22 protein-coding genes are annotated in these 25,882 nt (G+C 61.9%); 5 read left to right on the top strand and 17 right to left on the bottom strand.

Annotated features, from left to right (window positions below; all coding sequences use genetic code 11):
* Positions 1-2 precede the first annotated feature (2 nt).
* The gene (locus ACZ5IL_RS00885) at positions 3-1,004 is read right to left on the bottom strand and encodes a 2-hydroxyacid dehydrogenase (protein ID WP_464594598.1); all 1,002 of its coding nucleotides are present in this window, start codon (positions 1,002-1,004) and stop codon (positions 3-5) included.
* Positions 1,005-1,398: 394 nt separating this feature from the next.
* On the opposite strand from ACZ5IL_RS00885, the gene ACZ5IL_RS00880 reads away from it, so the two are divergent.
* Positions 1,399-1,902 (top strand): SH3 domain-containing protein, encoded by a 504-nt coding sequence (locus ACZ5IL_RS00880; RefSeq protein WP_464596970.1) that lies wholly within the window; start codon positions 1,399-1,401, stop codon positions 1,900-1,902.
* Positions 1,903-2,011: 109 nt separating this feature from the next.
* Here ACZ5IL_RS00880 and irrA read toward each other — a convergent pair whose 3' ends face one another.
* A complete protein-coding gene (irrA, locus tag ACZ5IL_RS00875) occupies positions 2,012-2,518 on the bottom strand; it encodes an iron response transcriptional regulator IrrA (RefSeq protein ID WP_464594596.1) in 507 nt (168 codons plus the stop codon).
* A 494-nt stretch (positions 2,519-3,012) separates the two neighbouring features.
* Between irrA and fabA the strand changes: the two genes are divergently transcribed.
* From fabA to fabI, 3 genes are all read left to right on the top strand, one after another.
* Complete coding sequence (gene fabA, locus ACZ5IL_RS00870) at positions 3,013-3,537, top strand: bifunctional 3-hydroxydecanoyl-ACP dehydratase/trans-2-decenoyl-ACP isomerase (RefSeq protein WP_464594594.1); 525 nt, start codon at positions 3,013-3,015, stop codon at positions 3,535-3,537.
* 82 nt (positions 3,538-3,619) lie between these two features.
* Positions 3,620-4,843, top strand: a complete 1,224-nt coding sequence (fabB, locus tag ACZ5IL_RS00865) for a beta-ketoacyl-ACP synthase I (protein WP_079445090.1) — start codon at positions 3,620-3,622, stop codon at positions 4,841-4,843.
* A 177-nt stretch (positions 4,844-5,020) separates the two neighbouring features.
* Positions 5,021-5,854 (top strand): enoyl-ACP reductase FabI, encoded by an 834-nt coding sequence (gene fabI / locus ACZ5IL_RS00860; RefSeq protein ID WP_425907395.1) that lies wholly within the window; start codon positions 5,021-5,023, stop codon positions 5,852-5,854.
* A 53-nt stretch (positions 5,855-5,907) separates the two neighbouring features.
* On the opposite strand, the gene ACZ5IL_RS00855 is transcribed toward fabI, so the two are convergent.
* Both ACZ5IL_RS00855 and katG read right to left on the bottom strand, forming a co-directional pair.
* Positions 5,908-6,504 (bottom strand): glutathione S-transferase family protein, encoded by a 597-nt coding sequence (locus ACZ5IL_RS00855; protein ID WP_464594591.1) that lies wholly within the window; start codon positions 6,502-6,504, stop codon positions 5,908-5,910.
* A 250-nt stretch (positions 6,505-6,754) separates the two neighbouring features.
* On the bottom strand, positions 6,755-8,947 hold the full coding sequence (katG, locus tag ACZ5IL_RS00850) for a catalase/peroxidase HPI (protein ID WP_464594589.1): 2,193 nt from the start codon (positions 8,945-8,947) through the stop codon (positions 6,755-6,757).
* Between the two features lie 253 nt (positions 8,948-9,200).
* On the opposite strand from katG, the gene ACZ5IL_RS00845 reads away from it, so the two are divergent.
* Positions 9,201-10,115, top strand: coding sequence for a LysR substrate-binding domain-containing protein (locus tag ACZ5IL_RS00845; RefSeq protein ID WP_464594588.1), 915 nt, complete (start codon positions 9,201-9,203; stop codon positions 10,113-10,115).
* 195 nt (positions 10,116-10,310) lie between these two features.
* On the opposite strand, the gene pnp is transcribed toward ACZ5IL_RS00845, so the two are convergent.
* The 13 genes from pnp to ybeY all read right to left on the bottom strand — a co-directional run bounded on the left by pnp (position 10,311) and on the right by ybeY (position 25,866).
* A complete protein-coding gene (pnp, locus tag ACZ5IL_RS00840) occupies positions 10,311-12,464 on the bottom strand; it encodes a polyribonucleotide nucleotidyltransferase (RefSeq protein ID WP_464596969.1) in 2,154 nt (717 codons plus the stop codon).
* Between the two features lie 322 nt (positions 12,465-12,786).
* Complete coding sequence (gene rpsO, locus ACZ5IL_RS00835; protein ID WP_079445085.1) at positions 12,787-13,056, bottom strand: 30S ribosomal protein S15; 270 nt, start codon at positions 13,054-13,056, stop codon at positions 12,787-12,789.
* 2 nt (positions 13,057-13,058) lie between these two features.
* A complete protein-coding gene (truB, locus tag ACZ5IL_RS00830; RefSeq protein ID WP_464594587.1) occupies positions 13,059-14,285 on the bottom strand; it encodes a tRNA pseudouridine(55) synthase TruB in 1,227 nt (408 codons plus the stop codon).
* A 5-nt stretch (positions 14,286-14,290) separates the two neighbouring features.
* Positions 14,291-14,704: a 30S ribosome-binding factor RbfA gene (gene rbfA / locus ACZ5IL_RS00825; protein ID WP_464594586.1), complete on the bottom strand. Its 414-nt coding sequence runs from the start codon at positions 14,702-14,704 to the stop codon at positions 14,291-14,293.
* Between the two features lie 152 nt (positions 14,705-14,856).
* Positions 14,857-17,475: a translation initiation factor IF-2 gene (gene infB / locus ACZ5IL_RS00820; protein WP_464594585.1), complete on the bottom strand. Its 2,619-nt coding sequence runs from the start codon at positions 17,473-17,475 to the stop codon at positions 14,857-14,859.
* Positions 17,476-17,543: 68 nt separating this feature from the next.
* Positions 17,544-18,209, bottom strand: a complete 666-nt coding sequence (locus tag ACZ5IL_RS00815; protein WP_464594584.1) for an RNA-binding protein — start codon at positions 18,207-18,209, stop codon at positions 17,544-17,546.
* Between the two features lie 262 nt (positions 18,210-18,471).
* Positions 18,472-20,079 carry a transcription termination factor NusA gene (gene nusA / locus ACZ5IL_RS00810; protein WP_464594582.1) on the bottom strand — a complete coding sequence of 536 codons (1,608 nt, stop codon included), beginning with the start codon at positions 20,077-20,079 and terminating at the stop codon, positions 18,472-18,474.
* Between the two features lie 3 nt (positions 20,080-20,082).
* Positions 20,083-20,862, bottom strand: coding sequence for a ribosome maturation factor RimP (gene rimP / locus ACZ5IL_RS00805; protein WP_464594581.1), 780 nt, complete (start codon positions 20,860-20,862; stop codon positions 20,083-20,085).
* 386 nt (positions 20,863-21,248) lie between these two features.
* A complete protein-coding gene (gene trmB, locus ACZ5IL_RS00800) occupies positions 21,249-21,998 on the bottom strand; it encodes a tRNA (guanosine(46)-N7)-methyltransferase TrmB (protein ID WP_464594580.1) in 750 nt (249 codons plus the stop codon).
* A 19-nt stretch (positions 21,999-22,017) separates the two neighbouring features.
* Positions 22,018-22,434, bottom strand: a complete 417-nt coding sequence (locus tag ACZ5IL_RS00795; protein WP_309773349.1) for a helix-turn-helix domain-containing protein — start codon at positions 22,432-22,434, stop codon at positions 22,018-22,020.
* A 211-nt stretch (positions 22,435-22,645) separates the two neighbouring features.
* Positions 22,646-24,247, bottom strand: a complete 1,602-nt coding sequence (gene lnt / locus ACZ5IL_RS00790; RefSeq protein ID WP_464596968.1) for an apolipoprotein N-acyltransferase — start codon at positions 24,245-24,247, stop codon at positions 22,646-22,648.
* A 2-nt stretch (positions 24,248-24,249) separates the two neighbouring features.
* Positions 24,250-25,377, bottom strand: coding sequence for a hemolysin family protein (locus tag ACZ5IL_RS00785; protein WP_464594578.1), 1,128 nt, complete (start codon positions 25,375-25,377; stop codon positions 24,250-24,252).
* The gene (gene ybeY / locus ACZ5IL_RS00780) at positions 25,378-25,866 is read right to left on the bottom strand and encodes an rRNA maturation RNase YbeY (RefSeq protein ID WP_464594577.1); all 489 of its coding nucleotides are present in this window, start codon (positions 25,864-25,866) and stop codon (positions 25,378-25,380) included.
* Between the last annotated feature and the right edge of the window lie 16 nt (positions 25,867-25,882).

Genomic DNA, 25,882 nt, shown 5'->3' with positions numbered 1-25,882 from the left:
TCTCACAACGTGCTCGGCAACACGCGGTCCGGCGGCTTGTGCGCATCGAGGAAGGTGCGAATGTTGATGATGACCTTCTCGCCCATCTCGACGCGGCCCTCGATGGTGGCGGACCCCATATGCGGCAGCAGCACGACCTTGCCGGCCTTGGCGAGGCGGACCAGCCTGGGGTTGACGGCGGGTTCGTGCTCAAACACGTCGAGCGCCGCGCCGGCGATTTCGCCGGCCTCGATCAGTTTTGTCAGCGTGTCCTCGTCGATGACAGTGCCGCGCGCGGTGTTGACGATGTAGGCGTCCTTGCGGATCAGCTTGAGGCGGCGCGCCGACAAGAGGTGGAAGGTGGCCGGGGTGTGCGGACAGTTCACCGAGATGATGTCCATCCGTGCCAGCATCTGGTCGAGCGAATCCCAATAGGTCGCACCGAGTTCGTCGGCGATCTTCGGCGTCACGGGCTTGCGGTTATGGTAGTGGATTTGCAGGCCGAAGGCGTGGGCCCGGCGCGCCACGGCCTGACCGATGCGGCCCATGCCGATAATGCCGAGCCGCTTGCCGCCGAGCCGCCGGCCGAGCATCCATGTCGGCGACCAGCCCGGCCAGTCGCCGCCCGCGGTCAGCAGCGCGGCACCCTCAATGAAGCGGCGCGGGACTGCGAGAATCAGCGCCATGGTCATGTCGGCGGTGTCTTCGGTAAGAACGTTCGGCGTGTTGGTGACGGTGATGCCGAGCTCGTGCGCGGCGACAACATCGATATTATCGACGCCGTTGCCGAACTGCGCGATCAGCTTCAGCTTGCAGTCCGGCTGTTTCAGCACGGTCCCGTTAATATCGTCGGTCACCGTCGTGACCAGGATGTCGACGGTGCGGACGGCGTCCATGAGCTGTTCAGCCGTCATCGGCCGGTCGTCAAGATTGAGCCGCGCGTCAAAGAGTTCGCGCATTCGGGTCTCGACCGAGTCCGGCAGCTTGCGCGTGACGACAACCAGAGGCTTTTTCTTGATCGACATTTGATGCTCTCTAGTTTCCGATTTTCGAAATTCGTAGACCCCTGCGGCAACCTTTGATGAAACGTCGGAGTGACGCGGTGACACCACGCGTTCGAGTTCGGAAACTGCCTGTGTAAACCCACAATCCAAGCGAATCAGGTTCTGCGGACATACCGTTCAGTCCCTGTTAACCCACACGTTCGAAACTGCAGTCGCTGGCTGATATCGGCTGTCTCCCTGGTATCCCGGGTCCCTCGCATCTTCCGTGCACTTTCCCCGGTCATCCTGGGTTTGATCCTCTCTAGCAGAAGGTCGTGCCAAGGCAAGACGGGTCCGGAAGACGGGGCGGCCGGTTCGGGTGGTATGGTGGACGTCTCGGGGGCAGGTGATGATGGTGAAATGGCGCACTATTTCCATGGTGTTCGCAGCAGCGATGCTGTGTGCGGCCGGGGTCGAAACCACCGCCGCCGCCAAGGACTCCGCGCTATCCACCAGCGGGCTGCCGGTTCCGCGTTATGTGAGCCTGAAGTCCGACCACGTGAACGTCCGCGCCGGTCCGACCAAGGATAACGACGTCGCCTGGGTCTATACCAAGGCCGGCCTCCCCGTCGAAATCACTGCGGAATTCGAGAATTGGCGCCGCATCCGGGACTCCGAGGGAGCCGAGGGTTGGGTCTATCACTCGCTGCTGTCAGGCCGTCGCACCGCAGTCGTCACGATGAAGACGAAGAACGACTTCGCGCTGCTGTATGATCGCGCGGATGTTCAAGGCAATGTGGCGGCCCGCTTGCAGGCTGGCGTCGTGGCGCAGGTCAAACATTGCGCGTCGGGATGGTGCCATGTTGCGGGTGACGGCTTCGACGGCTGGATCGAGCAGCAGCGACTCTGGGGCGTCTATGCCGACGAGAAAATCAACTGATCGTCGTCCGGCCGCGTTCGCCGGAACGTTGGACTGAGCACCTCTCATAAAAACAAATGCCCGGCGCAAAGCCGGGCAGCAGAAACATCATTCGAAACTGCGAGTCGGATCAGCGCATCTTGCGCAGACGCACAACCATATCGATACGGCTAATCTCGTAACCTTCCGGCACGTTCGGCATCTTCGGCATCACGAGATGCGGATCTGGAATGTCGACGAGTTCGTGATTGTTCTCAAGATAGAAGTGGTGATGGGCGGTGACGTTGGTATCGAAATACGTCTTGGTGCCGTCGACACTGACCTGGCGCAGCAGTCCGGCGTCGGTTAACTGATTGAGCGTGTTGTAAACGGTGGCAAGCGAAACAGGAACCTTGGCGAGAGTCGCTTCTTCGTAAAGCATTTCCGCCGTAAGATGGCGCGCGCCCTTGCCGAACAACAGCCAGCCAAGCGCCATACGCTGCCGTGTCGGCCGCAGCCCGACTGATTGCAGCATTTCGTTGACATCGTGCCAAGGACAGCCGGTCAGAGTCGGCTGCCGCCCATGACCGACCGCCGATACATCATGTTCGTCCTCGGTCACAACTACGATGTTCTCGCTTGTACTCACGCCATGCATCCGAAAAACTCTTAATCCAACCGTCAACCGTTCCCCAAGGGAGCTCACTCTCACCTAACTATAGGAAAGAAGGTCCTTAGATGCAAGTTTTTCGCAACTAGAACGGCTCAAAACTCGTATTCGAGTTCCGCGCTTTTCAGCGGGCCTGACGCCGGCGGAGTAAAAATTATATATATTTATCAAAAAGTTACTGTTTTTGACCGGATCGCAAGTTGGGACGAAGGTTAGCGGTCCCCGTAACCGCCACCTTACGATTGGCTTGGCAGGTCAGGCGAATCGCACGGTTGCCCGCCTCTCTCGAATCATCGCCAGCATCACATATGATCGCCAGACGCTCACGCGAAACGGGCGCTCTTTGCCCCCTCCGGACCCTGTGTTAGAGAGCCACGATGGCCACTGATCGTTAGGATCAGTGTCCCGTCTCAGTTGAAAAAGCACACGTCTCGTGCGCCTTTCCAACCATCATTGCCCAACAGAGAGAAAGGCCACGCAGCATGCAGGACCGGCGCAGCAGCTATGATTACGAGGGTTTGCTGGCTTGCGGCCGGGGGGAGCTGTTCGGGCCGGGAAACGCCCAGTTGCCTTTGCCGCCGATGCTGATGTTCGATCGCATCACCGACATCACTGAAGATGGCGGGGAGTTTGGAAAAGGATTGATTCGCGCCGAACTCGACGTCAAACCCGACCTCTGGTTCTTCGGCTGCCATTTCAAGGGCGATCCGGTGATGCCCGGCTGCCTTGGCCTCGATGCGCTATGGCAGATGGTCGGATTTTTTCTGGGCTGGACGGGCGGTGAAGGCCGTGGACGTGCGCTCGGTATCGGCGACCTGAAGTTCTCCGGTCAGGTGCTGCCGCACATTCGCAAGGTCGTCTACAATGTCGACGTCAAGCGGGTGATGCGCTCGAAGCTCGTGCTCGGAATCGCGGACGGGTGGCTTTCCGCCGACGATGAGATTATCTACCGCGCGAAAGACCTGAAGGTCGGCCTGTTCAAGCAGGATGCAAAACCGGGGACGTGACGGCCGAGGTCGCCGGATGATGCAGGTTGGGTTTTTGACGAGGACGTTTCATGAGACAACATGACTTTGATGCGAGGCGATCATGAGGCGGGTGGTCGTCACGGGGATGGGCATTGTCTCGTCGATCGGAAACAATACTCAGGAAGTGCTGTCCAGTCTCTTCGAGGCCAAATCCGGCATCACGCGCGCGGAGAAGTATGCGGAGCTCGGTTTTCGCTCTCAGGTGCAGGGTGCGCCGACGCTGAATCCAGCCGACGTGATCGATCGTCGCGCGATGCGCTTCCTCGCCGAAGGCGCGGCATGGAATCACGTTGCGATGGAGCAGGCGATCCGCGATTCGGGTCTGGAGCCGAATGACATCTCCAACGAGCGAACCGGAATCATCATGGGTTCCGGTGGCCCGTCCGCTCGTACAATCGTGGAAGCGGCTGATATCACGCGGAGCAAAGGCCCCAAGCGCGTCGGTCCGTTCGCGGTGCCCAAGGCGATGTCATCCACCGCGTCGGCGACGCTCGCCACCTGGTTCAAGATCAAGGGGGTCAACTACACAATTTCATCGGCCTGCGCGACGTCCAACCACTGTATCGGCAACGCCTATGAGACCATTCAGATCGGCAAGCAGGACATCATTTTCGCCGGCGGTTGTGAGGAACTCGACTGGTCGCTCTCGGTGCTGTTCGACGCCATGGGCGCGATGTCCTCGAAATACAACGATACGCCGGCGACAGCCTCGCGTGCCTATGACGTCAGTCGCGACGGCTTCGTGATCGCCGGCGGCGCCGGTGTCGTGGTTCTGGAAGAACTCGAGCACGCGAAGGCCCGCGGCGCACGCATTTACGGCGAAGTCGTCGGCTATGGCGCCACGTCTGACGGCTACGACATGGTCGCGCCGTCGGGCGAGGGCGCCGAGCGCTGCATGAAAATGGCGATGTCGACGGTGAAAACGAAAGTCGACTACATCAACCCGCACGCGACCTCGACGCCAGCGGGGGATCCGCCGGAAATCGAGGCGATCCGCAAGGTGTTCGGCACGGGTGACAAGTGCCCACCGATTTCCGCTACCAAGTCGCTGACGGGACATTCGCTCGGCGCGACTGGCGTACAGGAAGCGATCTATTCGCTTCTGATGATGAACAACGGCTTCATTTGCGAAAGCGCCAACATCACCGAACTTGATCCGGTGTTCGCGGATATGCCGATTGTGCGTAAGCGTATCGACAACGCCAAAATTGGCACGGCGATGTCGAACTCGTTTGGTTTCGGCGGGACCAATGCCACGCTGGTGTTCAAACGACTAGATGCGTAATCGGTTTGAGCGGCGGCGCTGAAGATCTACGGCGTCGCGGCGATATCGATATTGTCAAGACCGGGCGTAGCGCGAAGCATGTCTTGCGCGGATGACCCGGCCATCCAAACCTTTTAACCTGTCCACGTCGCTAAGACGTGGATGCCCGGCACGGGGCCGGGCATGACGGAGTCTCGCATGACACACCTGATGCAAGGCAAGCGCGGCTTGATCATGGGGGTCGCCAACGACCACTCGATCGCCTGGGGTATCGCCAAGACACTGGCTGCGCACGGCGCGGAACTGGCCTTCACCTACCAGGGCGAGGCGCTGGCCAAGCGGGTCAGGCCGCTCGCCGAATCGGTTGGCAGCAAAATGGTGCTGCCGTGCGATGTCGAGGACATCGCCTCTGTCGACAAGGTGTTCGCCGATATCGGCAAGGCCTGGGGCAAAATGGATTTCCTGGTTCATGCCATCGCGTTCTCCGACAAGAGCGAACTGAATGGCCGTTACGCCGACACCACGCGCGAGAATTTTGCGCGCACCATGCTGATCTCGTGTTTCGCCTTCACCGAAGCCGCGAAACGCGCCGCTGCCCTGATGCCGGACGGTGGCAGCATGCTCACGCTGACCTATAACGGCGGCGACCGCGCGATGCCGAATTACAACGTGATGGGCGTCGCCAAGGCAGGGCTGGAAGCATCGGTGCGCTATCTGGCGGTCGATTTCGGCGGGCAGAACATCCGCGTCAATGCCATTTCGGCGGGTCCGATCCGCACGCTGGCCGGGGCCGGGATCGGCGATGCACGCTTCATGTTTGCGTTCCAGCAGAAGCATTCGCCGCGCGGACGTGGCGTCAGTCTCGATGAGCTTGGCGGCGCCGGGCTTTATTTGTTGTCGGATCTGTCCGGCGGGGTTACCGGCGAGATTCATTTCGTCGATTCCGGCTACAACATCATTGCGATGCCGCAGCCCGACGCGCTGCGCGGCGATGGCATGAGCAACGGCGCGTCGAACGATGCGGCGAAGTAGGGCTCTGAAGCGGCGCGTCAGTCGCGTCTTCGCTCACAAGCGGAAAAGCTGAATCATCCTGCCGCGATTTTCTCCGCACGTTGAAACGCCGGCCGCGCCATGCAGCGGTCGATGTAGCGATCGAAGGCTGGCCGCGATGGCACCATCTTGAACTGGCAGATCGCGAAGTTCAGTCCGGAGCCGATTACGATGTCGGCGGCGGAGAAGTCGTTGCCGAGAATCCACGGCCCCTTTTCCAGCGCCTTGTCGAGCACATCGAACACCTGAGTGGCGTTCCCCCACGCGGCCGTGCTCGACGGCACCTCGAGCTTGGTGAAAATTTGGATCAATGCCGGCTCGATGCAGCTCGGTCCAAAGAACAGCCATTGCAGATATTTTGCCCGGCGCGCATCGCCGAGCGGCGGAGCCAGCTTCGCATCCGGAAAACGCTCGGCGACATAGGCGCAGATCGCCGCCACCTCGGCGGTCGCAATGTCGCCGTCAGTCAGTGCGGGCACCTTGCCCATCGGATTGATGGCGAGAAATTCCGGCGCTTTCTGCGCGCCGGTCGAGATGTCGATCAAAACCCGCTCGTAGGGTTGTCCGGTTTCCTCCATAAGCCATAGCGTGGTGAACGAACGCGAGCGCGGCGACCAGTAGAGTTTCATCATCGAATAGTTATCCTCTTCTCCAGCGATCGTTTGGCCATTGGTGTGGCGGGCTGGATAGCCCCTTGTACGTGAACGGGATGGCCATATCGCGACACTGGAGCGGGATGAGGAAAAGTGTGCAGCGGTTTTCCGCCCGCATCCCGCTCTCAAATATCGAAATCGATGACGAAGCCCCTGCGATGAGATCACAGGGGCTTCGTATTGAACTTCATGTCGCGACAAGAATCGCCGCGCCGCGTGATCGCTGCGATCAGGGCTTCAGATCGAAGCGGTCGGCGTTCATCACCTTGGCCCATGCGGCGGCGAAGTCGTTCGCGAACTTCTCGCTGGAGTCGGCGCAGGCATAGACTTCTGCAAACGCGCGGAGCTGGGAGTGCGAGCCGAAGATCAGATCGACGCGGGTGCCGGTCCATTTCAGCGTATTGGTCCTGCGGTCGCGGCCTTCGAACACGCCATCCTGACCGGCAACCGGTTGCCACTCGGTATTCATGGTGAGCAGGTTGACAAAGAAGTCGTTCGTTAGCTTGCCCGGCTGGGTGGTGAAGACGCCGTGCCTGGAGTCGCCGGCATTGGCGCCGAGCACGCGCAGACCGCCGATCAGCACGGTCAGCTCGGGGCCCGTCAGCTTCAGCAATTGCGCGCGGTCCACCATCGCTTCCTCGGGCGCCATGAACTGCTGCTTCTTGCTGTTGGTGTAGTTGCGGAAGGCGTCGGCTCGCGGCTCGAGCGGAGCGAACGAGTCGACGTCGGTCTGGTCCTGCGATGCATCCATGCGTCCTGGGGTGAACGGCACCTTCACGTCGATGCCGGCATCCTTGGCCGCCTTCTCGACCGCAGCCGATCCGCCGAGCACGATCAGGTCGGCGAGCGAGATCTTTTTGCCGCCCGTCTGCGCGCCATTGAATTTGGTTTGGATCTCTTCGAGCTTCGCCAGCACTGCTTTTAGTTGGGCCGGCTGGTTGACCTCCCAGTTCTTCTGCGGAGCGAGGCGGATGCGCGCTCCATTGGCGCCGCCACGTTTGTCGGAGCCGCGGAAGGTCGAGGCCGAGGCCCAGGCGGTCGAAACCAGTTGCGCCACGGTGCAACCGGATGAGAGGATTTTCGCTTTTAGGTCGGCGATGTCGTTGTCGTTGACGACTTCGTGGTCCACGGCAGGAATCGGATCCTGCCAGATCAGCACCTCCTTCGGCACCAGCGGACCGAGATAACGCTGGCGCGGTCCCATGTCGCGATGGGTGAGCTTGTACCAGGCGCGAGCGAAGGCGTCCGCGAACTGCTCCGGGTTCTCGTGGAAGCGCTTTGAGATTTTCCCGTAGATGGGATCGAAGCGCAGCGAGAGGTCCGTGGTCAGCATGGTCGGCACGTGCTTCTTCGATCCGTCGAAGGCATCAGGCGTGATCGCGGGCGCGTCTTTCGCCTGCCATTGATGAGCGCCAGCCGGGCTCTTGGTCAGCTCCCATTCGTATTTGAACAGCGTATCGAAGAAGTTGTTGTCCCACTTCGTCGGCGTCTGCGTCCAGGTGACTTCCAGGCCACTGCCGATTGAATCGGCGCCTTTGCCTGAGCCGAATTTGCTTTTCCAGCCGAGGCCCTGATCCTCGATCGCGGCCGATTCCGGTGCCGGGCCGACCAGCGATGCATCGCCTGCGCCATGGGTCTTGCCGAAGGTGTGGCCGCCTGCGATGAGCGCGACGGTCTCCTCGTCGTTCATCGCCATGCGGAAGAAGGTTTCGCGGATGTCCTTGGCGGCTGCGATCGGGTCTGGCTTGCCGTTCGGTCCTTCCGGATTGACGTAGATCAGGCCCATCTGCACGGCGCCGAGCGGCTCGGCAAGCTCGCGTTCGCCGCTGTAGCGCTCGTCGCCCAGCCACGTTCCTTCCGGACCCCAGAACAGTTCTTGCGGCTCCCATTCATCGGCACGGCCACCGGCAAACCCAAAGGTCTTGAAGCCCATCGATTCCAGCGCGGCGTTGCCGGCGAGAACGTAGAGATCGGCCCAGGAAATCTTGCGGCCGTACTTCTGCTTGATCGGCCACAACAGACGTCGCGCGCGGTCGAGCAACACGTTATCCGGCCACGAGTTGAGCGGCGCGAAACGCTGCTGACCGCCACCGGCGCCGCCGCGGCCATCGGTGATGCGGTATGTTCCCGCGCTATGCCATGCCAGGCGGAGCATCAGCCCGCCGTAATGGCCGAAATCGGCCGGCCACCAATCTTGGGAGTCGGTCATCAGTGCTTTCAAGTCGTTGATGACGGCGCTCAGGTCGAGGCTGGCGAACTCCTTGGCGTAGTCGAAGTCCCTGCCCATCGGGTCGGACAGGTTCGATTTCTGATGAAGAACCTGAACGTCCAGTTGCTCCGGCCACCAGTCACGATTGCTGTGTCCGCGACCGCCTGCGAAAGGGCACTTGCCCGCGCCTTTGTCATTGGTCTTTGCGTCCATGATTGTCTCCGATGCTGTGCTGTCGTGTTGCCGATGGCCGCCTTGGCAACCCAGAAGCCGCGGTCACCCGATGGAGGCGTCAACGCGGAACCATGCTTGTCCGTTCGGGTGCGCCGGCGCTGATGGTGACAAAGGTTAGACCCGACGGTGCCGCAGTCCTCCGGCAACACGAGGATGAGCGCAGTTTGGGAGAAGTTTTTGATAAGGTCCAGTCGATTTGCCTTCACACCGTGATAAGCTAATCTGATCGGAAATGGTCACGCTCAGACAGCTCCGCTACCTTGCCGCGCTCGCGCGCCACTGTCATTTCGGACGCGCCGCGGAGGCCTGCGCCATCACCCAGCCGGCGCTGTCGATGCAGATTCGGGAGTTGGAACAGTTCCTTGGCGTCACGCTGGTGGAACGGCGTCCCGGCGAGGTGTTGCTGACCGAGCTCGGCCGGGAGATTTCCCGCCGTGCGGAGGACGTGCTGGCGTCAGCGCGCGATCTCGTCGATTTCGCCCGCCATCGTGCAAGCCCTCTGACGGGACGCTTGACGCTTGGCATCATCCCGTCGCTGGCGCCGTATCTGCTGCCGCATATCCTGCCCGCGCTGCAATCGAAGTTTCCCGAGTTGCAGCTTGAACTGCGGGAAACGCAGACGCGGCTGCTTGTCGAGGAGATCAAAGGTGGCGTGCTCGATGCCGCCATGCTGGCGCTGCCGCTCGGCGAGCCGGACATCGATACGCTCGAACTTTTCAACGACCTGTTCCTGCTGGCGGTGCCGGCAAGCGATCCGCGCACTTGCGAACGCCGCGTGGCGGCGCGCGACATCGATCAGTCGCGCCTGATCCTGCTCGAGGACGGCCATTGCCTGCGCGATCAGGCTCTGGCGTTCTGCGCCACGATCCCGCGTGGGCCGACGCCGGGCGCGACCGGCATGACATTCGGCGCCTCCAGCCTTGCCACGGTGATGCAGATGGTCGCTGGTGGTTATGGCGTGACGCTGATCCCGCAGATCGCCGCCGATGTCGAGGCGCGCGACAGCCGCGTGAAATTTCTACGGCTGGAAGAGCCGCAACCCGGCCGCAGCATCGGACTGGCCTTCCGCAAGACCTCTCCGCGCAAGGCTGATTTCGAGGCGTTGGGCGATGTGGTTAAGGATTGTGTTGCGACGAACGGCTCCTAACCCTGCCCTGCAAGCGGGAGAGGGAGCTGGCTGTATTCCGATGAAGCGTTTCCATCGAAAGAAGCGCTCTATGATTTTTCTGACGCGGTGTCATTACGCGAACCGGTGCCCACTTCGCCTGAAAACACATTAGTGGAACAAAAAAGGCGGCTCGAAAGCCGCCCTTTCGTAACTTTGGCTACGCCTGCCGACGCCTTACTCGCCTGCGGCCTCGCGTGCCGGCGCCTCGGCTTTCTGTTTGGCCTCGATATCTTCGCCGGTCTCTTGATCGACCACCTTCATCGACAGCCGAGTCTTGCCGCGATCGTCGAAGCCGAGCAGCTTGACCTTGACCTTGTCACCCTCCTTGACGACGTCGGAGGTTTTCTGCACGCGGCCAGCCGCGAGTTGGCTGATGTGGACGAGGCCGTCCTTGGCGCCGAAGAAGTTCACGAAGGCGCCGAACTCCATCACCTTGACCACGGTGCCCTCGTAGATCTGGCCGACCTCCGGATCGGAAGCGATCGACTTGATCCATTTGATCGCGGCCTTCATCGCTTCGCCGTCGTTCGAGGCCACCTTCACGGTGCCGTCGTCCTCGATGTTGACCTTGGCGCCGGTCTTTTCGACGATCTCGCGGATCACCTTGCCGCCGGTGCCGATCACTTCGCGGATCTTGTCGGTCGGAATCTTGAAGGTCTCGATGCGCGGCGCGTATTCGCCGAGCTCAGCGCGGGCGTTGGTCAGAGCTTTCGCCATCTCGCCGAGGATGTGGATGCGCCCGTCCTTGGCCTGACCGAGCGCGACCTTCATGATCTCCTCGGTGATCCCGGCGATCTTGATATCCATCTGCAGCGAGGTGATGCCGCTTTCGGTGCCTGCCACCTTGAAGTCCATGTCGCCGAGATGGTCCTCGTCGCCGAGAATGTCCGACAGCACCGCGTAGCGGCTACCTTCGAGAATGAGACCCATGGCGATGCCCGCTGTCGGCCGCTTCAAGGGAACGCCGGCATCCATCAGCGCCAGCGAGGCGCCGCAGACCGAGGCCATCGACGATGACCCGTTGGACTCGGTGATCTCGGAGACGACGCGGATGGTGTAGGGGAACTCGTGATGCGGCGGCAGCACCGGATGAATCGCGCGCCACGCCAGTTTGCCGTGACCAATCTCGCGGCGCTTGGTGCCGCCGAGGCGTCCGGTCTCGCCGACCGAATAGGGCGGGAAGTTGTAGTGCAGCAGAAAGGTTTCCTTGTACGTTCCCGACAACGCGTCGATGTACTGCTCGTCCTCGCCGGTGCCGAGCGTCGTCACGACCATCGCCTGGGTCTCACCGCGGGTGAACAGCGCTGAACCGTGGGCGCGCGGCAATACGCCGACTTCGGCGACGATGTTGCGCACGGTCTTGACGTCGCGGCCGTCGATACGCTTGCCGGTATCGAGAATGTTCCAGCGCACGATCTTGGCCTCGAGGTGCTTGAACACGCCGGCGATGCGAAGCTTGTCGTATTTCGTCTCCTGGCCCTCCGGGAAGTAATGCGCGATGACCTTGGCCTTGGCGGCGGCAACGGCATTCTGGCGCTGCTGCTTGTCGGCAATGGCGTAAGCTGGGCGCAGGTCGGCTTCGATCAGGCTGAGCATGTCTTTCTCGAGCGCGCTGTCGTCGGCCTGGCTGACTTCACGCGGCTCCTTCGCAGCCTTCTCGGCCAGCTCGATGATGGCGTTGATGACCGGCTGGAAGTGACGGTGGCCGAACATCACGGCACCGAGCATGATGTCTTCGCTCAGCTCCTTGGCTTCGGACTCAACCATCAGCACGGCGTCGGCGGTGCCGGCGACAACCAGTTCGAGCCGGGTATCAACCATTTCGTCCAGCGTCGGGTTGAGCACGTATTCGTCATTCATGAAGCCGACGCGCGCCGCGCCGATCGGCCCCTTGAACGGGGCGCCGGAAAGCGTCAACGCGGCGGACGCGGCCACCATTGCCAGGACGTCGGGATCGTTCTCCATGTCGTGCGACAGTACGGTGACGATGACCTGGGTCTCGTTGCGCCAGCCGTCGGCGAACAGCGGACGGATCGGGCGGTCGATCAGGCGGGAAACCAGCGTCTCTTTTTCGGTCGGCCGGCCTTCGCGCTTGAAGTAGCCTCCGGGAATGCGGCCCGCGGCGTAGGTCTTCTCCTGATAATCGACTGTGAGCGGAAGGAAATCGACGCCTTCGCGCGGCGCCTTGGCCGCGACGACGGTAGCGAGCACGACGGTCTCGCCGTAAGTGGCGATCACGGCGCCGTCGGCCTGACGGGCGATCTTGCCGGTTTCGAGTTTGAGCGGACGCCCGCCCCAGTCGATCTCGACTGAATGCTTGTTGAACATCTTGTTGTCTTTCATGGGTTCACGAAAGCACGGACGCCAGACGCAAAGACCATGCGCAAGATTGCGGGACGCTGGCCACAACGATCGTAGCTGTGTCAGCGTCCGGCGATCCTGCCATGGTCTTCAGGTCTTGAATGGCGTCCATCCTTCCGATGGTACGGGCATTTGACCCGTCATCGCCCAGCCGCCGGATTGCTGCTGGACACGCTCTTCTTGGGCGTGATCTGTTTGCAAAAAGCGCATTCCGTTTTTTGCAGGTCACACACATGGCGCGGACATTCAGTCCACGCATCAAGCGCGCAAGGATGCGCGCGGACTTTGCTCAACGACGGATATTGTGCTTCTCGAGCAGAGCCTTGTAACGCGCCTCGTCCTTCTTCTTGATGTAATCGAGAAGGGAACGACGCGTGGAGACGAGCTTCAGGAGACCACGACGGGAGTGATTGTCCTTGGTGTGGCTCTTGAAATGGTTCGTAAGGTTGGAGATGCGTTCCGACAGGATCGCGACCTGAACCTCCGGCGAACCGGTATCGCCCGACTTGCGGGCGCTGGACTTGATGATTTCCGCTTTGCGTTCGGCGGTCACCGACATCGTCAGCCTCTTTCGTTTTCGTTGCGGCCGGAACTGGCTGTCAGCCCGGTCAGGTTGAATACGCGCTTGGGGATGAGTTCGCCGTGCCCCAGTTCGGCGAGGGCCAGCAACCGGCCCGCCACCGTGACATAGACAACGCCGCTACTCTGGGGTGCATCCCGTCCGCGCAACAAAACGGCCTGGCCCCGATGGAGCCTTGCCGCATCAGCCCGAGTGACGGCCAGCGCCGGGATGTCGTCCAGCGCGGTCTCAACGGGCAGAAGAGCGTCCGCGAGGTTTCCCTCGCCGGACGCGGCTCTATTGCACAAAGCTTCCAATTCTTCCAGCGGAATCATGTCCGCCTCGCCGAACGGGCCGACAAGCGTCCGCCGTAGCGAGCTGATGTGGCCGTAACAGCCAAGAATCCGTCCCATGTCGCGGGCCAGCGCCCGCACATAGGTACCCTTGCCACACTCGGCCTCGAACGCGGACCGGCCATCATCGGTGTGTTCCACAACGGTCAGTTGGTGAATTTCGACCTGTCGCGGCTGCAAAGCGACGGTCTCGCCGTCGCGGGCGAGGTCATAGGCCCGTTCACCCTGGATCTTGATCGCGGAATATTGCGGCGGGGTCTGCTCGATCGTGCCGGTGAAGCGCGGCAGCAGCGCCCGGACCGCGTCCGCGTCGGGGCGGTTCGCGCTCGTCGCCGTAACCCGGCCCTCGCTGTCGTCGGTATCGCGCTCCTCGCCCCATTGCACCGTGAAGCGGTAGCGCTTGCGGCCGTCCATGACGAAAGGAACGGTTTTGGTGGCTTCGCCAAGCGCGATCGGCAGACCGCCCGAGGCCAGTGGATCGAGCGTGCCGGCGTGCCCGGCGCGTTTGGCCGAAAACAGCCGCTTCACAACCGCCACCGCGTGGGTCGATGTCATGCCGATGGGCTTGTCGAGAATCACCCAGCCATGCACGTCGCGCCTGTCGCGGCGCGGCTGGTTGTTCTGTTTCTTTCTTCCCTCTCCCGCTTGCGGGGTGGGGTGGCGAACCTCACTCGTGCGATGGGTCGCCGAGGAAAACTCCCCCACCCCAATCCGCTCGGAGCGAGTTCCGCTCTCCTCGGGCTCCGAGCGGGAGAGGGAGGTGTCCTCGTCATGTGGCGATGTGTCGGAAAAATTATTTCCGCGATCAGAATTATTTTTCTCGGGCCCGTCCGATTCGCCAATTGGCGAATCGAATGCGCCGTTTTGCGTCGTCATGATCGTCAGCTTTCGTCCGAATCCGGTGCGAGGTCTCTCTGCACCGCAGGTGTTCTCAATAATTTCTCGATACGTTCCGCTTCGTCGAATCGCTCGTCGGCGCGGAAGCGGATATCAGGTGCGAATTTCAGGTTAACGCGCCGCGCAATCTCGCCGCGCAGGAATTTCTTGTTGCGGTCGAGCGCCTCGATCACGTCGGTGGTATCGCGGCCGCCGAGCGGCATCACGTAGATCGTCGCGAGCTTGAGGTCGGGTGACATGCGGACTTCGGGCACCGTGATGAGATGTCCTTCAAGCACGGGATCATGCACGTGACCCTGCGTGAGAATTTCGGCGATCGCGTGACGCACGGTCTCACCGACGCGCAACTGGCGTTGCGAGGCACCGGGTTGTTTAGCTTGCTGATGATGGCGCGGCATGAAACGGCGTCTTTCAAACAGTCGTCATGCCCGCGCTTGTCGCGGGCATCCACGTCTTTCTCGAGATATCTGGCTTTAGACGTGGATGGCCGGAACGCGTCCGGCCATGACGCCGTATCCCAATTAACGCAGCTCTCTTGTGAGATTCGGACTCACAGCGAGCGCTGAATGGTCTCCACGCGATAGCACTCGATAACGTCGCCGGCGCGCATGTCGCCGTAGTTCTCGAACGCCATGCCGCACTCTTGGCCCGACTGGACTTCCTTCACTTCGTCCTTGAAACGCTTCAGCGTTGACAGCTTGCCTTCGTGCACCACGACATTGTCGCGGATCAGACGGACGTTGGCGCCGCGTTCCACGTTTCCGTCGGTCACGCGGCAACCAGCCACCTTGCCGACCTTCGAAATGTTGAACACTTCCAGGATCTCAGCGTTGCCCAGCATGGTTTCGCGCAGCGTCGGCGCGAGCAGTCCGCTCATCGCCTTCTTCACGTCGTCCACGAGGTCGTAGATGATGTTGTAGTAGCGGATCTCGATGCCGTTGCGCTTGGCTGCGGCCGCGGCTTCCTTGTTGGCACGAACGCTGAAGCCGATGATCGCGGCGTTGAAACCCTCCGCCAGCGTGACGTCGGATTCGCTGATGCCGCCGACGCCCGCATGGAGGATGCGCGCGGCGACTTCGTCGGTGCCGAGCTTTTCCAGCGAGCCGAGGATGGCTTCCAGCGAGCCCTGCACATCGGCCTTGATGATCAGCGGGAAATCCTTGCGGCCCGCGGTCTTGAGCTGCGACATCATCTGCTCGAGCGAGCCGCGCATGCCGGAGGCGCTGGCGGCGGCGTTTTCGCGCTTCTGGTGAGCGCGATAGCTTGTGACCTGGCGGGCGCGGGCTTCGTTCTCGACGACGGCAAGGCGGTCGCCGGCTTCCGGCGGTCCGTTGAATCCAAGCACTTCGACCGGTACCGACGGGCCGGCCTCGTCGACCGTTTCGCCCTGATCCGAAATCAGTGCGCGGACACGGCCCATTTCGGCGCCGGCGACAATGATGTCGCCGACCCGCAGGGTGCCGCGCTGGACCAGCACGGTGGCCACAGGGCCGCGGCCGCGATCCAGCTTGGCCTCGATCACGGTGCCTTCGGCGGGGCGCATGGCATTGGTTTTGAGGTCGAGCAGGTCCGCCTGCAGGGAGATCATTTCAAGCAGCTTGTCGAGGTTGGTCTTGTTCTTCGCTGATACCTCAACGTCGACGACCTGGCCGCCCATCGATTCGACCTGTACCTCGTGCTGCAACAATTCGGTGCGCACGCGCTCCGGCTTCGCGTCGGGCTTGTCGATCTTGTTGATCGCGATGATCATCGGGACCTTGGCGGCCTTGGCGTGATTGATGGCCTCGATGGTCTGCGGCATGACGCCGTCGTCCGCAGCGACGACGAGGATGACGATGTCTGTAACCTTGGCGCCGCGGGCGCGCATTGCGGTGAACGCGGCATGGCCTGGCGTGTCGATGAAGGTTATCTTCTTGCCGCTCTCCGGCGAGGCGACCTGATAGGCGCCGATGTGCTGGGTGATGCCGCCGGCTTCGCCCGACACCACATTGGCGTGACGCAGCGCATCGAGCAGCGAGGTTTTGCCGTGATCGACGTGGCCCATCACGGTGACGACCGGCGAGCGCGGCTCGGTATCGGTGGAATCGTCGACCACATCGAACAAGCCTTCCTCGACGTCGCTCGCGGCGACGCGCTTGACGGTATGGCCCAGTTCTTCAGCGATGAGTTGCGCGGTGTCGGCATCGATCACGTCGGTGATCTTGTGCATCGCGCCTTGCTTCATCAGCATCCGGATCACGTCGACCGCGCGCTCGGCCATGCGGTTGGCGAGCTCCTGGATGGTGATCGCTTCCGGCACGATGACCTCGCGAATCAGCTTTTCCTTCGGTTCATTCGAGGCATGACCCTTCAGGCGCTGGGTGCGGCGGCGGAACGAGGCGATCGATCGTTCGCGCACGTCGTCGGCGCTCAATGCCGTCGCTAGCGTCAGACGGCCGCGTTGCTTGGCGGGCGCCGGTTTGGCAGCCGGCTTCGGTGCGATCACAGGACGGGCGGGGCCGCCGCCGGGACGACGGACCAGGCGCGGAGCCTCGTCCTCGTCGCTGCCGTCGGCGGCGACAGCGGCCGGCCGCGCCGGAGGCGCTGCGCGCGTGGTGGTGGTCGTGGTTTTGGCCGGTGCAGCCTTGGTCTCAGTTTCGCCGAACCGGCGCTTGGCTTCGAGTTCGGCCTTGCGCTTGGCTTCCTCTTCCTGACGGTGGCGCTCTTCCTCGGCCTTGCGGCGAGCCTCGGCGGCCTCGCGCTCGGCCTGTTCGATGCCTTCCTTGCTGTTGCGCCGCGCAGCTTCGGCTTCCGCAATACGACGCTCTTCTTCGGCGCGCACTTTGGCTCCCGCCAGGGCGCTCGCGCGCGCGCTACGCTCGTCCTCGGTCAGTTTCCGCAACACGACGCCTGAACCCGAGCGCGGAGCGGCGGGTGTCGCGGCGCGAGCCGGTGGAGTCTTGGCAGCCTGCGCCCTGGGGGCGACCGGCTCCGAGGTTCCCGTCGGTTCCGGGCCGGGAGAGTCGCCGCCGATTCGACGCTTGCCGCGTTTTTCGACCACCACCTGTTTGGTACGGCCGTGGCTGAAGCTCTGGCGCACGGTGCCCTGCTCGACGCGAGGCTTGAGCGTCAAGGTCTTGGACGGGCTGACGCTCAGAGTCTTGTCGCCAGGATTTTTCGTATCAACCATTCAGCGGTCCCAATCTTGTTGCGCTGTACGCGATCGCACAGGTGGTGTCGTTAGAATTCTTGCCGTGTTCAGCTGCCTTGCCGCTGCCCGCCATCCTGGTATCGAACCAGGATCTGGCTGCGCTGCAGGAAAGTCTTGCTCGCCGGGCCTGCGAGCAGGGCTGCATGTATCACATTTGCCCTGCCAAGTGCCAAATCCAATTCTGCCGACGTCAGGCTGGTGACAACCGGGATTTCCCGCGTTTTACCGGACTGAACGGCTATTTTCGCGACGGTAGCATCCAATTTCCGAATTCCGTCTGCGGCGCCGTCTGCGGCGTGAAGCAGGGCAACCGCCTGATGACGAAGCAGCGCGTCCTCCGCTTTTGCGAAACCGGCGACGACCTGACTGGCCTTGGCGGCGACCGCCAGCGCGTCGATTGCGCTGCGGACCATCAACTGCCGGGTCTTCTCAACCAGAGAGGCCGATACGTGAACGTCCCGCTTGAAGCCCTTGCTAAACTGGTGGCGGCGGACCGCCTCTGCAACAGCAGCATGCGAGGCTGAAATCCAGAGGCCCCGGCCGGGAAGCTTGCGTTTCAGATCCACGATAACCTCGCCCGAGGGCGAGACCACGAACCGGATCAAGTCGCCGATCGGGCGCACCTCGCGCGTAACCACGCACATCCGCGTCGTCGCGGATTTGTTGGTCCGCGGTCCGTCGTCAAGATCTGCCGGGTCGGCGATGGCGAGCATGTCGTGAACATTCCCCTTGTCATCAGCGGCGAGGTCTTCCCGCGAAGCCGAGTCTGCTTTCGCGGAAGAGGTCCTGGCGCACGTTCCGCAGAAGCGGTGACTGCAAGTTACTGGTTGTGAGCATTTTCTTCACGCTAACCAAACCCACTTAGCCGGAAAATGTTCTGGAGTGTGAATCCCTGCATTGAGATCAGACTCCAGCCTAAATCCTACGAACGAGCATGATCTATCGAAACCGGTTCCCACTTTTCAGGATCATGCGCTATGCCGGCTGATCTTCAGCGGCGGCGGCCTCTGCCGGTTTCGCCAGGTCAGCTTCGCTGATCCAGCCGGCCATCAGGCGGGCTTGCATGATGATGGCCTCGGCATCCTCGCGCGAAATCTCGATGCCGTCGAAATAACCCGTGTGCTTGACCGCTTCGCCTTCCTTGCGTTCGGTCCAGCCGACCAGATCGTCGGTGGCGCAACCGGCCAGATCCTCGACTGTCCTGACGTCGTTCTCGCCAAGTTTGACCAGCATCTTCAATGTCACGCCAGGTACCGTCTTCAGAGCGTCGTCCACGCCGAGTTCCTTTCGCCTGCTTTCCAGTTCAGCCTCGAGTTGTTCGAGATATTCGCGGGCGCGGTTCTGCAATTCGCCCGCGGTTTCATCGTCGAATCCCTCAATGCCGGCGAGTTCCCGCGTATCGACCAGCGTCAGTTCTTCAACAGAGGTAAAACCTTCCGACGCCAGCAATTGGCCGACGACCTCGTCGACGTTGAGCGCTTCCATGAACATGCGAGTCGCATTCTCGAAGTCCGCTTGGCGTCGCTCCGATTCCTCCTGCTCGGTCAGGATGTCGATATCCCAGCCGGTCAGTTGCGAGGCGAGCCGCACATTCTGTCCGCGCCGCCCGATCGCGAGCGACAATTGGTTGTTGGTATCGGGGACTACAACCTCGATCCGCTCCCGATCTTCGTCGATCACGACTTTCGCGACCTCCGCCGGCGCCAGCGCGTTGACGACGAACGTCGCGATATCGGGCGACCACGGGATGATGTCGATCTTTTCGCCCTGCAACTCGTTGACGACCGCCTGAACGCGCGAGCCACGCATTCCGACGCAAGCCCCAACCGGATCGACTGAGGAATCCCTCGACACCACACCGATCTTCGCGCGGGAACCCGGGTCGCGCGCCACCGCCTTGATCTCGACGATGCCGTCGTAAATTTCCGGCACTTCCTGCGCGAACAGCTTCACCATGAACTGCGGATGAGTGCGCGACAGGAAGATTTGCGGACCGCGAGTTTCGCGGCGCACGTCGAAGATATAGGCCCGGACGCGGTCTCCGTTGCGGAAAACCTCGCGCGGCAGCATCTCGTCGCGGCGTATGACGGCCTCGCCGCGGCCGAGGTCAACGATCACGCTGCCGTATTCGACACGCTTGACGATGCCGTTGACGATATCGCCGATGCGATCCTTGAACTCCTGATATTGCCGGTCACGCTCAGCCTCGCGCACCTTCTGCACGATCACCTGTTTAGCGGATTGCGCGGAGATGCGGCCATATTCCAGCGGCGGCAGCGTGTCGGCGATGGTGTCGCCGATCTGCGCGCCCGGATTGGCTCGCTGAGCGTCCTTCAGCGAGATCTGGTTCGCGGCGTTCTCGACCTGATCGACCACCAGCATGTGGCGGGTGAGCTGGAGCTGCCCGGTCTTCGGATGAATTTCCGCATGAACGTCGGTCTCACTGCCGTACCGCGCCCGCGCCGCTTTGGCGATCGCGTCTTCCATCGCGGCGATCACGATGCCTCGGTCGATGGATTTTTCTCGCGCTACTGCGTCCGCGATCTGCAGCAGTTCGAGTTTATTGGCGCTGACAGCGGCCATCACTTAGTCTCCTTCGATGGGATCAATGTCGCCGCGCCGCAGTCCTTCTGCGGTCAGGCGATGTTCCTTGGTGTTCTTCGGCGGCTTTTTCCCGGGGGTTTTTGAGCCGTTTTTGAGTTTCCGTTTCGGCGCATTGCGTTTCGATAGATCGTTTTTCGCGTGCGGCGGAGGCGGAGGCAGAACGCCGAGATTCCGTTTCATCTCGCGCTCCGCGACCTTGCCCCGCCGCATCGATTCCGCGATCAACTCGTCGGTCAGAACCAGCCGCGCGTCGGCGATATCCTCCATGATCAGCAGGACATCGGCATCGTCGCCCTGTTGGACGTCGTCCCGATGGAGGCGCACCGCGTTATCCTCGACGCCCCGAAGAATGCCGCGGAACCGCTTGCGACCCTGATGGGCGACCGCCATCTCGACCTTCGCGAGGTGACCGGTGTGGCGTTCGAAGTCGGATCGGCGCACCAGCGGCCGGTCGATGCCGGGCGACGAGATTTCCAGCCGATAGGCCTTGTCGATTGGATCGGCGATATCGAGCACCGGCGACAGCGCCTTCGAGATCGCCTCGCAATCCTCGATCTGCATCGATCCGTCTGGCCGCTCGGCCATGATCTGCACCGTGCAGCCGGCTTCACCTGACACCTTGATGCGGACCAGACGGTACCCCATGCCTTGCAGAACCGGGGCGACCACCGACGAGACCCGCGCGGCGACGCCCGGCTCGACCACGAGACGAGGCTCGTCGAGCAGGTCGTGATCCGGGATCTGGGCAACGGGATCGGTCATATCCAAGTTCAAGGATCGCTCTGCAAGGTATAAATAAGGGGGCTGCCGGTCACGGGCTGTGCCGCCCACTCCTGTCGTCCGGGTCGGCGTTGTTGACTGATGGAACCTGGATACGCCGCGGCGCATGAGGCCCGTTCAGGTAATAAAAAAGAGCGGGTCCCGACGGGTCCCACTCTCGATACGCGCTCGTATGAGAAAGTTTCCACAAATATAGCCGTGTTCGTGCTCCCCGGCAAGGCCGGCGAGGGCGTGAGAGGCGAATTTCATCGTTTGCGGCTCTTCGGCCGGCGCTGGAGATAACTGGAGATAAGGCGGGATACCCCCCAGCCAATCCCGCCAAAGAAAACCTACGCTCTGCCCTCAGGCGCCAGCGACGTCCGTAATGATCAGTCTGTACGCCGAAAGCGCAAATACGTTGCGCGGCGGCCTTCGCGCGTGGCTTTGCGACCGTAGCGCGTCATGGTGTAGCCCGGCCATGGGTTGCGCCAGTCGGCGGCACGTTCGGCGAGCCAGAGGAAATCCGGCGATCGCGCCAGATGCGATAGCGTCCATGCGCAGTAGTCGGCGATGTCGCTGACGAAGCGGAATTCGCCGCCCGGCCGGAGTACGCGCGCTATCGCCGCAATGGTCGCGTCCTGGACGAAACGGCGTTTCCAGTGACGGCGCTTCGGCCACGGATCGGGATGGATCAGATCGATCCGCGAAAGCGAGCTTTCAGGCAACCACGCCAGCAGTTCCGATGCATCGCCGGCGAACAGGCGGATATTGCTGATACCGCGCGCTTCGATCTGCGCGAGGATCTTGGCCATGCCGTTGACGTAGGGTTCGCAACCGATGAAACCGGTATGCGGAAAGGCTAGCGCTTCGGCGATGAGATGCTCGCCGCCGCCAAAACCGATCTCAATGCGCATCTCATCAACCCGGCCGCCGAACAGCGCGGTCAGGTTGGGCAGTCCGATCTTGGCGGGATCGAAACTAAGGCGCGGCAACAGATGCGCGATCAGGTCGCTCTGGTGTGATCGCAGCTTGTGTCCCTTGCGGCGTCCGAAAAACGAGCCGTGACCGGACTCACGGCGAAGCGATGTATCGTCGGCAATACGACACGGATCGTGAAGGTCGGAAGCGGCAGCCATCATCACAACGCTCGGTGAAGGCCTAGCGCTGGTCTAACGGTTCCTTGGCCGCAATTTGTTCAACCATATCAACGATGCTGCGGCGCAGCTTTGCATCGGTGATCCGGGTAAATGCGCGGGTCAGCGCGAGACCTTCGGATGTTGCAAGAAAATCGGAGACGTAAGCAGGGGATGGCGCCTCGCTCAGACCCTCGGCCTTGGAGATGCCCGTGGGGCTACCCTCGAACAGAAACGAAACCGGAACCTGAAGTATCTCGGAAATCTGCTGGATGCGGCTGGCACCGACGCGATTAGTGCCTTTTTCGTATTTCTGAACCTGCTGGAATGTCAGTCCCAGAGCTTCGCCGAGTTTCTCCTGGCTCATGCCAAGCATGATGCGGCGCATGCGCACACGGCTGCCGACATGCTTGTCAACAGGATTGGGCGCCTTGGTCGACATCTCCTGGGTCTCCTCGAAGGGGGCCGCGATCTTTGAATACGCTCCCGGTGCCATGATCGTCAAACTCAACTCAGTCACATGATAAAAATTCGAAGTTAATCCCTCAGTCGGCTGCATTATACCACTCGCGCAAATTGTTACACGAACTATATCGATCGTGCGATTGGAAGCGCTGTAGCGGAACTCGCATGAAATTATTCACGCGCCGCGGCTAGTCGCGACGCCGTCGAATCACCAGAACAAACGCGATGATCACCATGATTGCGGCGGGAATATCGCCAGCGCGGGCGTAGGGTGTTGCCGTAACGGCAGCGGGCAGGCGGGAATCCAGTATGCCTTCCACGCCGAGATCGAGCTGTGCGACAATACGTCCTACGGGGTCCGTGACCACCGAGATACCGGTGTTTGCCGCTCGCACAAGGGGCAGACCTTGCTCGATGGCCCGCAGCCGCGCCTGCTGAAGGTGCTGGTGAGGACCAGTACTGATCCCGAACCAGCCGTCATTGGTGAGGTTGACGATCCAGCCCGGCCGGCCGCCTCTGGATCCGGTATCACCCGGAAAGATCGCCTCGTAGCAGATCAGCGGAAGCATGCTCGGCGCGTTTGGAAGTTCGATGGTACGTCGGCCGGTTCCCGGAATGAAACCGCCTTGGACCTTGGTGAGTTGAACGAAGCCCAACTTTTCCATCAGCCCCTGAAACGGCAAGAATTCGCCGAACGGCACCAGGTGGAGCTTGTCGTAGATCGACAGGATGCCGCCATCATCGCCGATAACATAGATCGAGTTATACGCCCGTGTGATCCTGGCGCCTGGCGGCAGGTCGGGCGCGCGGACCGAACCGGTAATAAGGATCGTTCCTTTCGGCAAGAGATCGGCGATCTCCGCCATCGCGTCGGCTTCGCGGGTAAGAAAAAACGGGAAAGCCGATTCCGGCCAGATCAGAACGGTTGCGCCGCTGACGCCGGTCGACTGCGGTCCGGTGGCACGGTCCGAGAGTGCCAGATATCTCTGCATCACCGCTTGCTTGGCGGCATAGTTGAACCGCGCGTCCTGCGCCAAATTGGGCTGCATGATGCGCAGCCTGACGTTATCCGTGAATTCCGTCGGATGCTGCGATAGTCGGACTGAACCGTAGACGCTCATGGCGACGAGCAGCAGGCCCGCGATGACCGGGGCGAGCCATGGCCGGCGACCGCGGCTCCAGCCATCGATCAGTACGGCGGGGCTCGCGAAGATGGCGACGCTAAGGAACGTCAAACCCCACAGGCCGATCAGTGAGGCGGTTTGCGCCAGGGCCAGCGGCTCAGTCAGCGCATAGCCGAATGCATTCCAAGGGAACCCTGTCAGAGCGTGTCCGCGCAGCCATTCGCCGACCGTAAGCGCGGCGGCGAGTGCGAGAATGCGCGAAGCGTCCTTGGGCCAAATCAAACGCGCGAGGGCGAAACCAAGCGACGTAAAGAGTGCGAGATAGGCCGGCAGGCCAATGACGGCGAACGGCATCAGCCATGCGAAAGTCTGTGCATCGACCAGAAAGGCGTTACCGATCCAGTAGAGTCCCGGAACGAAATAACCGAACCCGAACAGCCAGCCGGCGAGCGCCGCGGCCGGCACGCCGCCGAGACGGCCGGCGGCCGATCCGTCGATCAGCCAGGTTACGACCGGGAAGGTTATGAACAGCAACGGCCAGACGTTGAAAGGCTCCATGGCAAGCGAGGAGAGGGCGCCGGAGACAAGCGCAACGAGGGCACGCTTCCAACCCCATGACAACGTGATGGCAAGGCCCGCCGTTCTGGCGCTGCCTGCGATGCTCATGCTCACGGGGTTTCGCCTCCATCGCCCGGCGGTGAAAGAGAGGCCGAATCGCCGTGCGGTTGAGAGGTTATATCCGACGCGTTCTCTCGTCGTCGCCCGTCGCGCGGTCGAACGGGGGGACGCTCCTTGCGCAGTCCGATCCGCAGCCGCTTGACGCGGCGAGGGTCGGCATCGAGCACTTCAATCTCGAACGGTCCCGGCCCTAAAATGACCTCCCCCCGCACCGGCAGGCGACCGACATACGTGACGAGAAAGCCCCCGAGCGTGTCGACCTCCTCGCCCGCTTCGCCGGTTTCGAACGCCTCGCCGATCATGGCGCAGACGTCCTCGAGGCTGGCGCGGGCGTCGGCAATGAAGGAATTCTCGGTCTGGCGCACGATCGATGGCGGCTCATCGCCATCGTGCTCGTCATCGATTTCGCCGACGATCTGCTCGACGATGTCCTCGATCGACACCAGGCCGTCGGTGCCGCCATATTCATCGACCACGAGCGCCAGATGGATTCGCGAGGCCTGCATCTGCGCGAGCAAGTCGATCGCAGGCATGGACGGCGGCACGTAAAGCAACTTGCGAATAATGTTGGCTTCGCTCAGCGGCAGCGCCAAATCAACGGCGCGCAAATCGAGACCGGCAGGCGGCGGTTTCTTTTTGCGTTTCGCCGTGGACGGCAGTGTGGCGCGCGCGCGCGCAGCCATGAAAGCCAGCAGGTCGCGAATGTGAACGATGCCTTCGGGATCGTCGAGGTTCTCGTGATAAACCACCAGACGGGAATGGGCCGCGCTTTCGAAGAGGTTGATCAGTTCGCCGAGCGGAATGTCGCGCCTGACCGCGACGATATCGGCGCGGTGGACCATCACATCGGCGATGCGCCGTTCGTGCAGGCTGAGGATATTGCGCAGCATGGTGCGCTCAATGGCGGTGAAGCTGGCCTCGTCCGGCGTCGAGGCGTCAAGCACCACCTGAAGGTCGGCTCGGACCGATCCCGCCTTCCATCCAAACAGCGAGCGGATCGCACGCATCAGCCAGCGCTCGGGGGCCGGGCGCAGCACCTCGCCATTATGTACGGGTACCGGCAGGTTGCGATTATCCTGCGCCGGTGGGTTATCGCTGGGTTGGTCCTCCGAAGGCACTCACGTCGTCCGTTCTTGGGGCGCGTAGGGATCTGGGATCCCGAGCCGCGCCAGAATTCTCCGCTCGAGGTTTTCCATTTCTCCTGCTTCTCCATCGGTTTCGTGGTCGTAACCGATCAGATGCAGAAACCCATGGATAGCCAGATGGCTGAGGTGATGGCTGAACGGTTTGTGTTCGTCATCGGCCTCGCGGCGCAGAGTTTCATAGGCGATCGCGATGTCCCCGAGCATACGCGGCGGATCGTCGGGAAGGGACGGACCCGCAGGCTGTAGCGCCGGGAATGACAGGACATTGGTCGGCTTGTCGATGCCGCGCCAGTTGGCATTGAGCGTGTGGATGCCGGCGTCGTCGGTCAGCATGATCGCGAGCTCGGCATCGCCGGTGTCCTCATCGACCATCCCGGCAGCGGTCTCGATGGCGCGGTGAATGATAGCCTCGGCATCCGCCTCCGCTCGCCAGCAATCGGCGACCACAAGGATTTCAGTCATGGGAGAAGCGGAGCAG

The sequence above is a fragment of the Nitrobacter sp. CN101 genome, assembly GCF_055390255.1.
Note: the sequence above shows the minus strand (reverse complement) of the source record. Positions and strands in the feature narration are given on the sequence as shown.

What these genes read in the sequence shown, in the direction of transcription:
- ACZ5IL_RS00885 (WP_464594598.1), bottom strand. Translation starts at nt 1,004, where the DNA reads ATGTCGATCAAGAAAAAGCCTCTGGTTGTCGTCACGCGCAAGCTGCCG.
- ACZ5IL_RS00880 (WP_464596970.1), top strand. Translation starts at nt 1,399, where the DNA reads ATGGTGTTCGCAGCAGCGATGCTGTGTGCGGCCGGGGTCGAAACCACC.
- irrA (WP_464594596.1), bottom strand. Translation starts at nt 2,518, where the DNA reads ATGCATGGCGTGAGTACAAGCGAGAACATCGTAGTTGTGACCGAGGAC.
- fabA (WP_464594594.1), top strand. Translation starts at nt 3,013, where the DNA reads ATGCAGGACCGGCGCAGCAGCTATGATTACGAGGGTTTGCTGGCTTGC.
- fabB (WP_079445090.1), top strand. Translation starts at nt 3,620, where the DNA reads ATGAGGCGGGTGGTCGTCACGGGGATGGGCATTGTCTCGTCGATCGGA.
- fabI (WP_425907395.1), top strand. Translation starts at nt 5,021, where the DNA reads ATGACACACCTGATGCAAGGCAAGCGCGGCTTGATCATGGGGGTCGCC.
- ACZ5IL_RS00855 (WP_464594591.1), bottom strand. Translation starts at nt 6,504, where the DNA reads ATGATGAAACTCTACTGGTCGCCGCGCTCGCGTTCGTTCACCACGCTA.
- katG (WP_464594589.1), bottom strand. Translation starts at nt 8,947, where the DNA reads ATGGACGCAAAGACCAATGACAAAGGCGCGGGCAAGTGCCCTTTCGCA.
- ACZ5IL_RS00845 (WP_464594588.1), top strand. Translation starts at nt 9,201, where the DNA reads ATGGTCACGCTCAGACAGCTCCGCTACCTTGCCGCGCTCGCGCGCCAC.
- pnp (WP_464596969.1), bottom strand. Translation starts at nt 12,464, where the DNA reads ATGTTCAACAAGCATTCAGTCGAGATCGACTGGGGCGGGCGTCCGCTC.
- rpsO (WP_079445085.1), bottom strand. Translation starts at nt 13,056, where the DNA reads ATGTCGGTGACCGCCGAACGCAAAGCGGAAATCATCAAGTCCAGCGCC.
- truB (WP_464594587.1), bottom strand. Translation starts at nt 14,285, where the DNA reads ATGACGACGCAAAACGGCGCATTCGATTCGCCAATTGGCGAATCGGAC.
- rbfA (WP_464594586.1), bottom strand. Translation starts at nt 14,704, where the DNA reads ATGCCGCGCCATCATCAGCAAGCTAAACAACCCGGTGCCTCGCAACGC.
- infB (WP_464594585.1), bottom strand. Translation starts at nt 17,475, where the DNA reads ATGGTTGATACGAAAAATCCTGGCGACAAGACTCTGAGCGTCAGCCCG.
- ACZ5IL_RS00815 (WP_464594584.1), bottom strand. Translation starts at nt 18,209, where the DNA reads ATGCTCGCCATCGCCGACCCGGCAGATCTTGACGACGGACCGCGGACC.
- nusA (WP_464594582.1), bottom strand. Translation starts at nt 20,079, where the DNA reads ATGGCCGCTGTCAGCGCCAATAAACTCGAACTGCTGCAGATCGCGGAC.
- rimP (WP_464594581.1), bottom strand. Translation starts at nt 20,862, where the DNA reads ATGACCGATCCCGTTGCCCAGATCCCGGATCACGACCTGCTCGACGAG.
- trmB (WP_464594580.1), bottom strand. Translation starts at nt 21,998, where the DNA reads ATGATGGCTGCCGCTTCCGACCTTCACGATCCGTGTCGTATTGCCGAC.
- ACZ5IL_RS00795 (WP_309773349.1), bottom strand. Translation starts at nt 22,434, where the DNA reads ATGTCGACCAAGGCGCCCAATCCTGTTGACAAGCATGTCGGCAGCCGT.
- lnt (WP_464596968.1), bottom strand. Translation starts at nt 24,247, where the DNA reads ATGAGCATCGCAGGCAGCGCCAGAACGGCGGGCCTTGCCATCACGTTG.
- ybeY (WP_464594577.1), bottom strand. Translation starts at nt 25,866, where the DNA reads ATGACTGAAATCCTTGTGGTCGCCGATTGCTGGCGAGCGGAGGCGGAT.